The following is a 13,885-nucleotide window of genomic DNA, read 5'->3' on the forward strand; positions in this document are numbered from 1 at the left end:
TCCATCCTCCATCACGAACGCCCCGAGATCCAGGTTCAGCGCCCTCCGATTCCGCGGGTACGCTCGCACCTGTGCCCTCCATGAACGACCTCGTACGCCAGCACACCGCTCTGAGTGAGTCAGACCTCGAGTGGCTCCACCTGCTGGTCTCGGAGTGGCAGCTGCTCTCCGACCTCTCCTTCGCGGACCTCGTCCTGTGGGTCCCGACCCTCGACGGCACCCGGTACGTCTCCGTCGCCCAGATGCGGCCCAACACCGGCCCGACCTCCTACCAGGACGACATGGTCGGCCACCTGGTCCCGCGCGGCCGCCGCCCGCTGCTCGACGCGGCCCTCGACGAGGGCCGGATCGTGCGCGAGGGCGATCCCGAGTGGCGCGAGGAGGTCCCGGTACGCGTCGAGTCCATCCCCGTACGCCGGGAGGGCCGCGTCCTCGGCGTCATCGCCCGCAACACCAACCTGCTGACCGTGCGGACCCCGAGCCGGCTGGAGCTCACCTACCTCCAGTCCGCCTCCGACCTCGCGCAGATGATCGCCGCCGGCACCTTCCCCTTCCCCGGTGAGGTGGTCGACATGGACTCCTCACCGCGCGCCGGCGACGGCCTGATCCGCCTCGACGCCGACGGCATCGTCCAGTACGCCTCGCCCAACGCCCTCTCCGCGTACCACCGGCTCGGCCTCGCCGCCGACCTCGTGGGCCAGCACCTCGGCCAGATCACCGCCGAACTCGCCCCCTCCCGCGGCCCCGTCGACGAGGCCCTGGTCAAGCTGGCCTCCGGGTACGCGCCCCGCGAGGCGGAGGTCGAGGGCAACGGCGGCGTGATCCAGCTGCGCGCCATCCCGCTCAAGCCCAAGGGCACCCGCATCGGTTCGCTCGTCCTGCTCCGTGACGTCACCGAACTGCGCCGGCGCGAGCGCGAGTTGATCACCAAGGACGCCACTATCCGGGAGATCCACCACCGGGTGAAGAACAACCTCCAGACGGTGGCCGCGCTGCTGCGCCTCCAGGCCCGCCGGATGGACTCCGACCGCGGGCGCGAGGCCCTCAACGAGGCGGTGCGCAGGGTCGGTTCGATCGCGATCGTCCATGAGACGCTGTCCCAGAACCTGGACGAGCGGGTCGAGTTCGACGAGATCGCCGACCGCGTGATCGCGATGGTCGCCGAGATCTCGCCCGGCAAGGTCACCTGCCGGCGCAACGGGCGCTTCGGCATCCTCGACGCCGAGGTCGCCACGCCGCTGTCGATGGTTCTCACCGAAGTCCTCCAGAACGCCCTGGAGCACGCCTTCGCACCGGGGGAGCAGGGCACGGTCGAGGTCACGGCCGTCCGGGGCGAGCCCCGCGCCGACGCCCGCCTGTTGATCACGGTCAAGGACGACGGCCGCGGCCTGCCCGAGGGCTTCGACCCGCAGCGAGCCGGAAATCTCGGCCTGCAGATCGTGCGGACCCTGGTGGAAGGCGAGTTGGGCGGCAGCTTCGACATGCAGCCGGGCGCCGGGCGCGGCACCAAGGTCGTCCTCGACATCCCCGTACAGCCCCAGAAGTAGCCGAGCCGGTCGCGGAGCGGCCGGTCGGGGGCAGACCCCCTCGGGCCTTCCACAGCAGCGAGCCCCGGACCGAAGGAGATCGGTCCGGGGCTCGAATGCTGTGGGTTACTGCTGCGCGCTGCGGCTCGGGGGCGGTGATTGCGTACGCGATGTACGCGCCGCTTGCCTCAGGCTTGTCAGGGTGTTCAGGCGCTGGCGTTGCGCGCCCGGTTGCGAGCGGCGCGGCGCTTCATCGCACGGCGCTCGTCCTCGCTGAGGCCACCCCAGACGCCGGAGTCCTGGCCGGACTCGAGCGCCCACTGCAGGCACTGCTCCATGACGGGGCAGCGGCGGCAGACGGCCTTGGCTTCCTCGATCTGCAGCAGCGCAGGACCGGTGTTGCCGATGGGGAAGAACAGCTCGGGGTCTTCCTCACGACAAACGGCGTTGTGACGCCAGTCCATGGCTGCTACCTCTCTTGGTATTACGTGCGGGTTGCTTGTGAATGTGAACGCTTTCACGAATCCCCCCGCAAGGGAAGGGCCGACTGCCAGATGAACTGGTGTGGTCCTAAGACTGAGGAGGGGTTCTGGCTCTCAGTGGAGGCCGGTCTTGCGGGCCGTCCCGATCGCCATGAAGAGATTCGCAAACCTCGGCGGCGGATACAACCCCTTCCGGAAAGTTTTTTTTGATTCCTCGGTGTCGGCTAGGTCACAGCCGTACTTCTAAGGGGTGGATGCCAGCCTAAACGTTCGAGTGAAAGGACTTTGGCCCCTTCCACTCACACAATCACACGCAGTGCACGGCGAACGCCTGTGAACGTCACGCTGGTACGCAGTCCGAGGTGGTCTCCGTCCATCTGCAGAGGGAGGGGAACCTTCGAATGCAAGGTGAAGTCGGTCAGATCGTGCAGAGAGGCGGCGTGCTTGCCATGGGGGCCGCGCTCGGGGGTCGACGTCAGCAACTGGGTGGCGTACCGGGCCACCGCGGCGGTCGAGAGCCGGCTCAGTCCGAGCACGTCCAGGGCCGTCTCGAAGGAGGCCTCCGGAGACGCGTACACCGGACGATTGCCCAGGTAGGTCCAGGGGGAGGTGTTGCAGATTATCGACAGGACCAGGTCCTCGACCGGGTCGGCGCCGGGGCGCTCCAGGGTGATCGTGCCGCGCCGCCGGTGGGGTTCCTCCAGGAACTGGCGGACCACCTGACGGAGGTAGAGGGCGTGCGTCGATCTCTTGCCGCGCTCCCTCTGCTGTTCGACTCGCCCGATGACACCGGCGTCGAAGCCGAATCCGGCGCAGAACGTGAACCAGCGGGACGGCACCGCCTCGTCGTCGGTGCCGGGGGTCCCGGAGGCCAGACCGAGGCTCACGGTGCGTGCACGGCGCTCACGGAGCGCGTCCAGGAGCGCGCCGGTCGCCTCCACCGCGTCGTTCGGCAGTCCGAGCGCCCGGGCGAAGACGTTCGTGGAGCCGCCGGGGACGACCGCGAGCCCGGGCAGCCCGTCCGGGTCGGGGCCGCCGTGGAGGAGTCCGTTGACCACCTCGTTGACGGTGCCGTCCCCGCCGAGGGCGACCACCAGCTCGACGTCCTTCGACTCGGCGGCCCGCCGGCCGAGGTCACGGGCGTGGCCCCGGTACTCGGTGGTGACGGCCTCCAGCTTCATCTCGCTCGCCAGGGCGTGGATCAGGACATCACGTGTGCGTGCACTGGTGGTGGTTGCTGCCGGATTGACCACAAGAAGTGCGCGCATGGCCGCCAGCGTACCTACCTGGCGGTACCGGGCCCAGAGGGGTGGGTGCGCCGTGCCCCGCTACCCTGCCAGGTATGAGCAGTACGGAGCAGACCGCTGAGCAGACCTCCCGCCCCGCCCGACTGACCGCGGCCGCCGCCGTGGCCGGGATCGAGGGGCTGGCGCTGATGGCCGGAGGCCTGTACGTCCTCGTGACCGGAATCACCGGCAGCCCGGACGACCCGACCCAGGCCGTCATGGGCGGTGTGACGCTGATCGCGCTCGGACTGATCCCCGGGGCGGCGGCGCGCGGACTCCTCCGGCGCAAGGGATGGAGCCGCGGACCGGCGATCATCACTCAGATCCTGGCCCTGCCGGTCGCCTGGCAGCTCCTCCAGGCGAACAGCGCCATGATCCCCGCGGGCATCGCCCTCGCGGCCCTCGCCGTGACCGGCCTGGTGCTCCTGGTGAACCCGGCGACGACCGAGGCCCTGGGCATCGGCCGTCGCGGCGACGCGTAGGAGGGCTACTCCTCGACGAGGAGCTTCTCCCGGAGCTGGGCCAGCGTGCGGGCCAGCAGACGGGAGACGTGCATCTGGGAGATGCCGACCTCCTGGGCGATCTGCGACTGGGTCATGTTGCCGAAGAAGCGCAGCAGCAGGATCCGCTTCTCCCGCGGCGGCAGGTCCTCCAGCAGCGGCTTGAGCGACTCGCGGTACTCGACACCCTCCAGGGCCTCGTCCTCCGCGCCCAGCGTGTCCGCGACCGCCGGGGACTCGTCGTCCGTGTCCGGGACGTCCAGGGAGAGCGTCGAGTAGGCGTTGGCCGACTCCAGACCCTCCAGCACCTCCTCCTCGGAGATGCCCAGGCGCTCCGCCAGCTCGTGCACCGTCGGGGAGCGGCCGTGCTGCTGGGAGAGCTCGGCCGTCGCGGTCGTCAGCGAGAGCCGCAGCTCCTGCAGCCGGCGCGGCACCCTGACCGCCCAGCCCTTGTCCCGGAAGTGGCGCTTGATCTCGCCGACGACCGTCGGCGTCGCGTACGTCGAGAACTCGACGCCCCGCTCCGGGTCGAAGCGGTCCACCGACTTGATCAGGCCGATCGTCGCGACCTGCGTCAGGTCGTCGAGCGGCTCGCCGCGGTTACGGAAGCGCCGGGCCAGGTGCTCCACCAGCGGCAGATGCATCCGGACCAGCCGATTGCGCAGCTCCGCCTTCTCCGCGGAGCCCTCCGGCAGCTTGCGCAGCTCGATGAAGAGCGCCCGGGCCCCGCTCCGGTCGTGCGGATCCGGAACCTCCTGCGGCTCGGCCACCTCGGGGGCCCCTGGGGTCCCGGGGTCCTCATGGCCCGCCGGGGCCAGGGCGACCTCGGGAACCTCGTTGTGCTGCTGGTGCTCGCTCATGTGGACCGCCTGCTCCGTAGCGACCTCGACCTCGACCTCCGGATGCGGCCGCGCCTGCTGCTCAGGGATGCCGGCCGTCGCGTCCCCGCTCCTCACGCCGGGCCTGGCCCCGCGCCGCGCTGTTTGTACAGGCTGATGGAGACCGTGCGGTCGTCCGCCACGGACGACTCGACCTTCCCGGCCAGTGCCGAGAGCACCGTCCAGGCGAAGGTGTCCCGCTCCGGCGCCCGCCCGTCCGTCGTCGGGGCCGAGACCGTCACATCGAGCGAGTCGTCGACCAGACGGAAGACACAGCTGAGGACGGACCCCGGTACGGCCTGCTGGAGCAGGATCGCGCAGGCCTCGTCGACCGCGATCCGCAAGTCCTCGATCTCGTCGAGGGTGAAGTCCAAGCGCGCCGCGAGACCGGCCGTGGCCGTACGCAGCACGGACAGGTAGGCACCCGCAGCGGGCAGCCGGACTTCCACGAAGTCCTGGGTCCCGGGCTCGCCTGCGATCTGGGACACCCTCACCTCCAAGGTGGCACAAGCTCATTCGAGGCCCGGGGAGAAACCCCCCCGAACCGGGCGGTACGCAGTCGGTTGCGCAATCCGCCGTGACGCTATCGCGATCCATGCTGCCGTGTCGCCGTGGGCCCCCGTCGAGGCCCCCACCCGCTGTCACTCATGGTAAGTCCACGAGTACACACAGTGGCTAGGGGTCTGCGGGGCCCAATCGGGAGCGTTCGGCGGCTCATTGACCGCAGCAATTGACCGGGGTGACGTACCCAGCCGTCAGACGATCGAACCGTCCACGAAGCACCAGCGCCAGCGCTCGTTCGGCTCGAAGGTCCGCATCACCGGGTGCCCGGTGCTCGAGAAGTGCCCCGTGGCGTGCCGCCCCGGCGAGGAGTCGCAGCACCCCACGTGCCCGCAGCTCAGGCAGAGCCGCAACTGGACGGGGTGGGTGCCGTCGGACAGGCACTCCGGACAGGTGTCGGCCAGCGGCGCCGGTTCGGGGCGCGGCATTTCGGCAAGGTGCGGGCACTCGCTCATGATGGCCAGGTTACGTGGTGGAACGAGACGGGGACCGGGCATGGACGCACTGCAGCTGGTGGCACTGGTCGCGGCGAGCGCCGCGGTCGCGGGGATCGCGCGCAGAACGCCGGTGCCCGCGCCGCTGCTCCTGGTCGCGGCCGGACTCGCCGCCTCCTACGTCCCGGGCGTCCCCGACTACACCCTCGATCCGCACATCGTGCTGCCGCTGATCCTTCCGCCGCTCCTCTACACGGCCGCGGTGGAGTCCTCGTACCTCGATCTGCGCGCCAACATCCGGCCGGTCGCGCTGCTCTCCGTCGGCTACGTCCTGTTCGCCACGGTGGCCGTCGGCTGGCTCGCGTACGTCCTCGTCCCGGACCTGCCGCTGACCGCCGCGCTCGTGCTCGGCGCGGTCGTCGCACCGCCGGACGCCGTCGCGGCGACCGCGATCGCCCGCAAGCTCGGGCTGCCGAACCGCATCACCACCATCCTCCAGGGCGAGTCCCTGGTGAACGACGCCACCGCGATCACCGCCTACAAGGTCGCGCTCGCGGCGGCGGTCGGGGAGGGCGTCAGCTGGGCGGGCGGCATCGGCGAGTTCGCCCTCGCCGCGGTCGGCGGCATCGGCGTGGGCCTGGTGCTCATGGCCCCCATCCACTGGCTCCGCTGCAAGCTCGGCGGCGAGGCCCTGCTGCAGAACACCCTCTCGCTGCTCATCCCCTTCGTCGCCTACGCGGCCGCGGAGGAGTTCCACGCCTCCGGCGTCCTCGCGGTGGTCGTCGTCGGCCTCTTCCTGGGGCACCGCAACTGGCAGGTGGACTTCGCCACCCGTCTCCAGGAGGAGGCCGTCTGGAAGATGGTCGCCTTCGTCCTGGAGTCCTCGGTCTTCGCCCTCATCGGACTGCAGCTGCCGTACGTCGTCCAGGGCCTCGGGCGGTACGGGATCGGCGAGGCCGTCTGGTACGCGGTGGGGGTCTTCGTGGCCGTCGTGGTGGTCCGGTTCGTCTGGGTCTTCCCGTCCACCTTCCTGCCGCGCCGGATGTCGGAACGCATCCGGCGGCGCGAGCCGGGCGTGGACTGGAAGGCCCCGCTCATCGTCGGCTGGGCCGGGATGCGGGGCGTGGTCTCCCTCGCCATCGCCTTCTCCATCCCGGTGGCGACCGACGGGACAGAGTTCCCCGCGCGCAACCTCGTTCTCTTCCTCACCTTCACGACCGTGATCGGAACCCTGGTGGTGCAGGGCCTCACCCTGCCGCCGCTGATCCGGCTCCTGAAGCTCCCCGGGCGCGACACGTACGAGGAGACCCTCGCCGAGGCGCAGGCCCAGAGCGAGGCCTCCCGGGCCGCGGAGGAACGTCTGGACGCGCTCCTCTCCGACGAGGACAACACCCTCCCGCAACCGCTGGCCGACCGGCTCCGCACGGTCCTGGAGCGGCGCCGCAACGCGGTGTGGGAACGGCTCGGCGCGGTCAACGAGATCACCGGCGAGACGGCCGACGACACCTATAGGCGCCTCGCGCGGGAGATGATCGAGGCCGAGCGGGAGGTCTTCGTCCAGCTCCGCGACGATCGCCGGATCGACGACGAGATGCTGCGCACCCTGCTGCGCCGCCTGGACCTGGAGGAGGCGGCGGCGTACCGCGAGGAGAGCCCCTGAAGGGCTGGGCGAGGAGGCCCGGCGGGGCGCGGCCGTCAGGAAGGGGCGCCGGTGATCACCGCCGCGATCCGCGTCCCCGGGGCGAAGGCGCCCTCCCGCGCCAGGGCGAAGAGTCCGTAAAGCATTTTGGCGACATACAGTCGCTCGATGGCGAGTCCGTGCCGCGCTTCGAAATCCTGCGCGAACGTCTCCAGGGCCGGCGTCGTACGGGCGTAACCGCCGCAGTGGAAGCGCTCGTCGAGGGACCACTCGCCCCGTGGGCCGCCGAAGGCCGCGGCCTGCAGTCCGCGCACCTCCGCGCCCAGGAAACCGCCCTTGAGGACCGGGACGCCGAGCGCCCTCGCCCCGCCTTCGGCGGGGGGTTCTCCCGGCCCGGGGCCGAGACCGGCCGCGAGGCCCGCGAGGGTGCCGCCGGTGCCGCAGGCGACGGCGGCGACGTCCACCGCGCCGGACAGCTCGCGGCCCAGCTCCACGCACCCCTGGACGGCGAGGGCGTTGCTGCCGCCCTCGGGCACCACGTACGTCCCCGGAGGGCACCGGTCGAGCAGCCCGGCCAGCACGTCGGGGTCGTTCTTCGCCCGGTACGTGGACCGGTCCACGAACCACAGCCGCATCCCGTCGGCCGCGCACCGCGCGAGCGACGGGTTCAGCGGCCGGCCCGCCAGCTCGTCGCCCCGTACGACCCCGACCGTGTCGAAGCCGAGCAGCCGGCCGGCGGCGGCCGTCGCGCACAGGTGGTGGGAGTACGCCCCGCCGAAGGTGAGCACCGGGCGGCCGTCCGCCGCGCGCAGGTTGAGCGCCAGTTTGCGCCACTTGTTGCCCGGCAGCTCCGGGTGGATCAGGTCGTCGCGCTTGAGCAGCAGCCGCAGGCCGTGCCGGGCGAGGCGCTCGTCCTCGACCGGCTCCAGGGGGGACGGGAGCCGGGGCCGCAGGCGGGAGAGGGCGAGGTCGAACGCGTTCACCCGCTCATTGTCTACCGCAGCCGCTCGGCGATCCGCTCCCGCATCGAGGCCATCGTGAAGCCGCGCGGGTCCACCTTCCCCGGCTGCCACTCCAGGTGGCCGATCACCGAGCGCTGGTTCCAGCCGTGCACCCGGCACACCGCCGCCGCGGCCTTCTCGATCGCCTCCAGCTGGACCTTCGGCCACGGGTCCTTCCCGTCCCCGAGGTTCTCGCACTCGAAGCCGTAGAAGTGGCGGTTGCCGTCCGTCGTGGCCTCGTTGTCCGGAGGGAGGCGCCTCTCGGCGATGACCGCCCGCAGTACGTCGTCGTCGCCGGCCCCCGCGTGGTTCGCGCGGCCGTAGCCGACCAGATGGACGGTGCCGTCCTTGGCGATCACGCCGTGGCAGAGCGGGCCCGGCAGGGACGCGTGGCCGTCTCGGCAGATACGGACGGTGTTCGCGGTGCCCCTGGTCACCGTGTGATGGATCATCACGCCGTGGACGGGACCCCAGGGGCCCTTGTGGTTGCGGTTGTGCGTGCGCCAGTCGCCGACCTCGACGACCGAGAGGCCCTCGTCGCGCAGTGCGGCGAGAAACCTGCTCGCGGGCATGGGCGGGGCCATGGCCGACTCCTTCGGATGAGCGGAACGGAAGAGTGCTCGTCGTACCGGAGTACCGGAGGGGTCCCCTCCGCGCTATCCGTTCGGGCCGTGTGCGAGCCGATCCGGACACCCCGCCATGGGGCTGACGGGGCTGGGCCGTTCGTGTGGAAACCGAGTGACATGCCCAGGCGGCGGTGATCCACTCCCACTCATTTGTGTAATGGCGCCGACACGCTCCGTGCTGAAAGGCTTCCTCTCGCAGTTCAGTCATATCGAGAGGGAGTTCCATGTCCGTTGGTTCGGTTGGCGACGAGGTCCGCGCGGAACAGGCAGGGCCGCAGCAGAGCCTCGGTACCGCCGCCGCGCGGAACCTGGCGACCACGACCAAGTCGGCGCCGCAGATGCAGGAGATCACCTCGCGGTGGCTGCTGCGGATGCTGCCATGGGTTCAGGTGCAGGGCGGCACGTACCGGGTGAACCGGAGGCTCAGCTACGCCGTGGGTGACGGCCGCGTCACCTTCGTGCAGACCGGCGAGCGGGTCGCGGTCATCCCCGCGGAGCTCGGCGAACTTCCCGCCCTGCGCGGATACGACGACGAGGAGGCCCTCGCCGAGCTGGCCTCACGCTGCCGGCAGCGGGAGTACGCGGCCGGAGAGGTGATCGCCACCGCCGGCGAGCCCACCGACCGGGTCCACCTCCTGGCCCACGGAAAGGTGGAGCAGATCGGCGAGGGGCCGTACGGCGACGAGACGGTCCTCGAAGTCCTGGCCGACGGGGCGTACTTCGGCGACAGTTCGCTGACGCACGAGGACGCCACCTGGGAGTGGACCGCGCGCGCGGCCACCACCTGCACGGTCCTCGAACTCACCCGCGACGACGTGCGCAACCTCGCCGAGCGCGCGACCTCGCTCGGCGCCCACCTCGCGGGCGTCGCCGCCCTGCCCCACCAGCGCACCAACAAGTACGGCGAGGCCGCGATCGACCTCTCCGCAGGCCACGTCGGCGAGGCGCTCGTCCCGCACACGTACGTGGACTACGATGCCTCGCCCCGCGAGTACGAACTGTCCGTCGCCCAGACCGTGCTGAAGGTCCACAGCAGGGTCGCCGACCTCTACAACCAGCCGATGAACCAGACCGAGCAGCAGTTGCGGCTCACGGTCGAGGCGCTGCGCGAGCGCCAGGAGCACGAGCTGGTCAACAACAGGGAGTTCGGCCTCCTCTCCAACTGCGACTACGGACAGCGGCTCCAGCCGCACGACGGCGTGCCCAGCCCCGACGACATGGACGAGCTCCTCTCCCGTCGCCGTGGCTCCAAGATGTTCCTCGCCCACCCGCGGGCCATCGCCGCCTTCGGACGCGAGTGCAACCGGCGCGGTCTGGTCCCCGAGTCCATCGAGATCAACGGCAACCGGATCCCCACCTGGCGCGGGGTGCCGATCTACCCGTGCAACAAGATCCCGATCTCGGACGCCCGCACGACCTCCATCATCTGTATGCGTACGGGCGAGTCCGACCAGGGCGTGATCGGCCTGCACCAGACCGGGATCCCGGACGAGATCGAACCGAGCCTGTCCGTCCGCTTCATGGGCATCGATGAGCAGGCGATCATCTCCTACCTGGTCACGGCCTACTACTCGGCCGCGGTGCTCGTCCCGGACGCGCTCGGCGTCCTGGAGAACGTGGAGGTCAGCCGCTGGCGCTGACCCGGTGAGCGGGGGCGGGGGCCCCGAACCGGCCCCCGCCACGACCGCCCCACGCCGAGCCCGGAGAGGAAGAGGGAAGACCGTGACCATGACCCGTGCGGATGCCGCCGTCGACAGCCAGGGCGCCGTGGCCCTCCTCGATCAGACGCGTAGCGTCGTCCACCCCCAACTGCGCGCGACGGTGGAGTCGTTGCCGGGCTCCATACGGAGAGTGGCGATGTACCACTTCGGCTGGGAGCACGCCGACGGCTCCCCGGCCGCCGGGCAGACGGGGAAGGCGATCCGGCCCGCGCTGGTGCTCGCCGCAGCCCGGGCGCTCGGCGGTGATCCGGCCCCGGCGGTGCGGGCGGCCGCCGCGGTGGAGCTGGCGCACAACTTCACCCTGCTCCACGACGACATCGTGGACGAGGACCCGACCCGCCGTCACCGGCCGACGGCATGGACCGTGTTCGGCACCCCGGACGCGCTGGTCGCGGGGGACGCGATGCTCGCGCTCGCCCTGCGGCTGCTCGCCGAGGACGGCCACCCGGCTTCGGCCGCCGCCTCGGCCCGGCTCGCCGCGTGTGTCATCGAGCTGTGCGCCGGTCAGCAGGCGGACTGCGCGTTCGAGCGGCGCGGACCGCACGAGGTCTCGCTGGACGAATGCCTCGCGATGGCCACCGCCAAGACGGGCGCGCTGCTGGGGTGCGCCTGCGCCGTGGGCGCGCTGTACGCGGGCGCGGGGGAGGAGGAGGTCGCGGCGTTGGACGCGTTCGGCCGGGAGGCCGGGCTCGCGTTCCAGCTCATCGACGACCTGATCGGGATCTGGGGCGATCCGGAGCGCACGGGCAAGCCGTCCGGTGCCGATCTCGTCGCCCGCAAGAAGTCGCTGCCGGTGGTGGCGGCGCTCGCCTCGGGGACCGAGGCGGGGGAGGAGCTGGCCGCGCTGTACGCCCGTACGACGCTCGACGCCCGGGCGGTACGGGCGGCGGCGGACGCGGTCGAGCGGGCGGGGGGCCGGGACTGGGCGCAGACCCAGGCGGCCGACCGGATGGGCCGGGCCGTGCAGCAGCTCTCCCGTGCGGTCCCGGATCTGGCGGCCGCGGGGGATCTGCTGGCCCTCGCGGAGTTCGTCACCCGGCGCACCCGCTGAGGCTCGGTCAGGACCGGGGCACGATCCGGGTCACGACGGTTTCGATCAGGTCGTCCAGGTCCCCGTCGGAGAGAAGGCCGGGGACCGTGAGGTGGTCCAGGAGCAGTCCGGTGAGGGCGAAGTAGAGAAGCCGGACCGTGTCGCCGTCGCCCGGCAGGCCGGAGTCGAGATGGAAGCGGACGTTCTGGTCGAGGTCGGCGCGGAGCACCGAGGTGAGCTGGCTGCGCAGTTCGGGGCGGCGGGTGGCCTCCAGGCGGAGCTCGAAGAGCCCCAGATAGCAGGTGCGCTCGGCCGCCATCCGGCGCGCGAGCCACCGCATCAGCTCCACGACCAGCTCCCGGCTGGGCTCGGGCCGCATCGCGGTGTCCATGGAGTCGGGGTCAGGGGTCAGCCGTACGAAGATGCGGTCCGCGACCTGGGAGAGCAGGTGGTCCCGGTCGGTGAAGTAGTTGGACGAGGTGCCTGTGGGGACACCCGCCCGGGAGTCGACCGCGCGAAAGGTCAGACCGCGGGCCCCCTCGTCCGCGAGCACCTCGATCGCGGCGTCGAGCAGGGCCGCTCGGCGCTCGGGGTTCCGTGCCATCCCAGGCTCCTTCCATCCCCTTCGGGATCTCTTCGAAAATAGGTCTTGCGCAACCACTACAGCTGAAGCACTATAACTGTCGTGGTTGCGCTCGCAGCCCACTTTCCCTGACGAAGAGGACCGGTTTGCGCAAGCTCACCTATTTCATCGCCTGCACCATCGACGGCTTCATCGGTGACCCGAAGGGCGATGCCACGTCCACGTACGGTTACGTGGCCGGCGAGTACCTGGACTTCCTGAAGACCGAGTACCCGGAGACCATCGCCGCCCCCGGGTGGCCCGTGGTCGGTCTCGATCCCGACTCCGAGAACCAGCACTTCGACACCGTGATCCAGGGCCTGAACTCGTACCGGATCGGCCTGGACGTCGGTGTCACCAGCCCCTACCGCCATCTGCGGGAGCTGGTCGCGACCCGCTCACTGACCGAGTCGCCGGACCCGAACGTCGAGCTGATCGCCGACGACCTGGTCGGCCGGGTCCGCGAGCTCAAGGCCGAGGACGGCGCGCTCGACATCTGGCTCTGCGGCGGCTCCACGATCGCCGGCGAACTCATCGACGAGATCGACGAGCTGATCATCAAGACGTATCCGCAGGTGTACGGCTCCGGCATGCCGATGTTCGGCACCGACTTCGCGGTCCGTGACTTCGAGCTCGGGGCGGTTCGCACCTTCGACAACGGCGTGCTCGTCCGTACGTACACCAGGAAGCGGTGACAATGGGGCCGCTCTACCCTTGAGGGTATGGGCAGCCAAGGACTTCACACGGGCCACGATCCCCAGGCCGAGCCGGTCTGCCCGGCCTGTGGTCGGCCCGTGGGCACGGTCATCAAGCGGCACAAGGTCCTCGGGGCCTGGGTGCCGTTCTGGGAGGCGCGACCCTGCGCCAACCCGGCATGCGAACTCTTCGGCAGGAAAGCCGACGGCTCGGTCCCCGAGAGGGCGGGGGAGCAGGAGAGTCCGCCGGCCGCGGAGCCTTCGGAGGGCCACGCGCCGGAGGGTGCGGAAGCCACTAGCACGCACGTGACCGGCAAGAACGGCGAGACCGGGAGAAGTCCGGCCTCTGGGTGACCGGCCGCGCGCAGGAGTCGGTCAGGCCGCTACAGTCCGCGCATGTCATCGGAGTCGACGGAAGTCTGGACCGGCTGGTACCGGGATCGCAGCGGCGCGGAAGCGATCGTGATCACGGCGGGCGGGGGCCGGGTGTCCACCCGCATCAGGGGAATCGAGTACACGGGCGCGAGCTTCGCCACCCTGTGCACGGCGCGAGAGGGGGGCGAGGCCCTCACCGGCTGCGTACTGGAGTGGGATCTGCCGCTTCCCGTCGTCCTGGACGGCGCGGCCGAGCAGGCCACTCTCAGCTGTCTGCTGACGCTCGGTGAGCGCGTGGATCTGAGCCTCACGCTGCACTACGCCGGCGCGGCCTTCGCGTCGGGCATCGCCGGGGGCGACTTCGACGAGGCCCTGGAACGGGTCAAGCGTCAGCTGCCGGCCGGGGCCGAGTTCGGCCGCCGGCTGCCCCAGGCGGCCTGACGTCCCGGGCGGCGCGCCCCGCGACAGTACGGACCCCCTTCCGGCCCGAACCCCGGACCCCCTCCGGG

General features: G+C 71.0%; 15 protein-coding genes. 7 read left to right on the forward strand and 8 right to left on the reverse strand.

The features are described from left to right. The first annotated feature begins 80 nt into the window (after positions 1 to 80). Positions 81 to 1,547, forward strand: coding sequence for a sensor histidine kinase (locus J7E93_RS02790; protein ID WP_215065649.1), 1,467 nt, complete (start codon positions 81 to 83; stop codon positions 1,545 to 1,547). A 185-nt stretch (positions 1,548 to 1,732) separates the two neighbouring features. Here the strand turns inward: J7E93_RS02790 and J7E93_RS02795 are convergent, their stop codons facing one another. Both J7E93_RS02795 and J7E93_RS02800 read right to left on the reverse strand, forming a co-directional pair. Further along, the gene (locus tag J7E93_RS02795) at positions 1,733 to 1,990 is read right to left on the reverse strand and encodes a WhiB family transcriptional regulator (protein WP_003953983.1); all 258 of its coding nucleotides are present in this window, start codon (positions 1,988 to 1,990) and stop codon (positions 1,733 to 1,735) included. A 317-nt stretch (positions 1,991 to 2,307) separates the two neighbouring features. Further along, a complete protein-coding gene (locus J7E93_RS02800) occupies positions 2,308 to 3,276 on the reverse strand; it encodes a diacylglycerol kinase family protein (RefSeq protein WP_215065602.1) in 969 nt (322 codons plus the stop codon). Positions 3,277 to 3,350: 74 nt separating this feature from the next. Here J7E93_RS02800 and J7E93_RS02805 point away from each other — a divergent pair, with 74 nt between their 5' ends. Continuing rightward, the gene (locus J7E93_RS02805) at positions 3,351 to 3,776 is read left to right on the forward strand and encodes a hypothetical protein (RefSeq protein WP_215065603.1); all 426 of its coding nucleotides are present in this window, start codon (positions 3,351 to 3,353) and stop codon (positions 3,774 to 3,776) included. A 5-nt stretch (positions 3,777 to 3,781) separates the two neighbouring features. Here the strand turns inward: J7E93_RS02805 and J7E93_RS02810 are convergent, their stop codons facing one another. The 3 genes from J7E93_RS02810 to J7E93_RS02820 all read right to left on the reverse strand — a co-directional run bounded on the left by J7E93_RS02810 (position 3,782) and on the right by J7E93_RS02820 (position 5,688). Further along, positions 3,782 to 4,750, reverse strand: coding sequence for an RNA polymerase sigma factor SigF (locus J7E93_RS02810; protein ID WP_215065604.1), 969 nt, complete (start codon positions 4,748 to 4,750; stop codon positions 3,782 to 3,784). Further along, positions 4,747 to 5,160, reverse strand: a complete 414-nt coding sequence (locus J7E93_RS02815; RefSeq protein ID WP_019889334.1) for an anti-sigma regulatory factor — start codon at positions 5,158 to 5,160, stop codon at positions 4,747 to 4,749. Before J7E93_RS02815 ends, J7E93_RS02810 begins: the two co-directional genes overlap by 4 nt. Before the next feature lie 267 nt (positions 5,161 to 5,427). Continuing rightward, positions 5,428 to 5,688: a UBP-type zinc finger domain-containing protein gene (locus J7E93_RS02820; RefSeq protein WP_215065605.1), complete on the reverse strand. Its 261-nt coding sequence runs from the start codon at positions 5,686 to 5,688 to the stop codon at positions 5,428 to 5,430. Between the two features lie 40 nt (positions 5,689 to 5,728). Between J7E93_RS02820 and J7E93_RS02825 the strand changes: the two genes are divergently transcribed. Next, the gene (locus J7E93_RS02825) at positions 5,729 to 7,327 is read left to right on the forward strand and encodes a Na+/H+ antiporter (RefSeq protein ID WP_215065606.1); all 1,599 of its coding nucleotides are present in this window, start codon (positions 5,729 to 5,731) and stop codon (positions 7,325 to 7,327) included. A gap of 35 nt (positions 7,328 to 7,362) precedes the next feature. Here the strand turns inward: J7E93_RS02825 and J7E93_RS02830 are convergent, their stop codons facing one another. Both J7E93_RS02830 and J7E93_RS02835 read right to left on the reverse strand, forming a co-directional pair. Beyond that, entirely contained in the window at positions 7,363 to 8,289 is a 927-nt protein-coding gene (locus tag J7E93_RS02830; RefSeq protein WP_215065607.1) for a 1-aminocyclopropane-1-carboxylate deaminase/D-cysteine desulfhydrase, read from the reverse strand. An 11-nt stretch (positions 8,290 to 8,300) separates the two neighbouring features. After that, positions 8,301 to 8,891 carry an N-acetylmuramoyl-L-alanine amidase gene (locus tag J7E93_RS02835; RefSeq protein WP_215065608.1) on the reverse strand — a complete coding sequence of 197 codons (591 nt, stop codon included), beginning with the start codon at positions 8,889 to 8,891 and terminating at the stop codon, positions 8,301 to 8,303. A 266-nt stretch (positions 8,892 to 9,157) separates the two neighbouring features. Between J7E93_RS02835 and J7E93_RS02840 the strand changes: the two genes are divergently transcribed. Together J7E93_RS02840 and J7E93_RS02845 are read left to right on the forward strand one after the other, a co-directional pair. Then, positions 9,158 to 10,573: a family 2B encapsulin nanocompartment shell protein gene (locus tag J7E93_RS02840; RefSeq protein ID WP_215065609.1), complete on the forward strand. Its 1,416-nt coding sequence runs from the start codon at positions 9,158 to 9,160 to the stop codon at positions 10,571 to 10,573. Between the two features lie 88 nt (positions 10,574 to 10,661). Then, positions 10,662 to 11,705 carry a family 2 encapsulin nanocompartment cargo protein polyprenyl transferase gene (locus J7E93_RS02845; protein WP_215065650.1) on the forward strand — a complete coding sequence of 348 codons (1,044 nt, stop codon included), beginning with the start codon at positions 10,662 to 10,664 and terminating at the stop codon, positions 11,703 to 11,705. A gap of 7 nt (positions 11,706 to 11,712) precedes the next feature. Here J7E93_RS02845 and J7E93_RS02850 read toward each other — a convergent pair whose 3' ends face one another. After that, positions 11,713 to 12,288, reverse strand: a complete 576-nt coding sequence (locus J7E93_RS02850; RefSeq protein WP_215065610.1) for a TetR/AcrR family transcriptional regulator — start codon at positions 12,286 to 12,288, stop codon at positions 11,713 to 11,715. A 125-nt stretch (positions 12,289 to 12,413) separates the two neighbouring features. On the opposite strand from J7E93_RS02850, the gene J7E93_RS02855 reads away from it, so the two are divergent. Continuing rightward, the gene (locus J7E93_RS02855) at positions 12,414 to 13,001 is read left to right on the forward strand and encodes a dihydrofolate reductase family protein (RefSeq protein WP_215065611.1); all 588 of its coding nucleotides are present in this window, start codon (positions 12,414 to 12,416) and stop codon (positions 12,999 to 13,001) included. Between the two features lie 396 nt (positions 13,002 to 13,397). Further along, positions 13,398 to 13,817 carry a DUF6304 family protein gene (locus J7E93_RS02860; RefSeq protein WP_215065612.1) on the forward strand — a complete coding sequence of 140 codons (420 nt, stop codon included), beginning with the start codon at positions 13,398 to 13,400 and terminating at the stop codon, positions 13,815 to 13,817. Positions 13,818 to 13,885 lie beyond the last annotated feature (68 nt).

The sequence above is a fragment of the Streptomyces sp. ISL-36 genome, from assembly GCF_018614205.1.
In the GTDB taxonomy this organism is placed as follows: domain Bacteria; phylum Actinomycetota; class Actinomycetes; order Streptomycetales; family Streptomycetaceae; genus Streptomyces.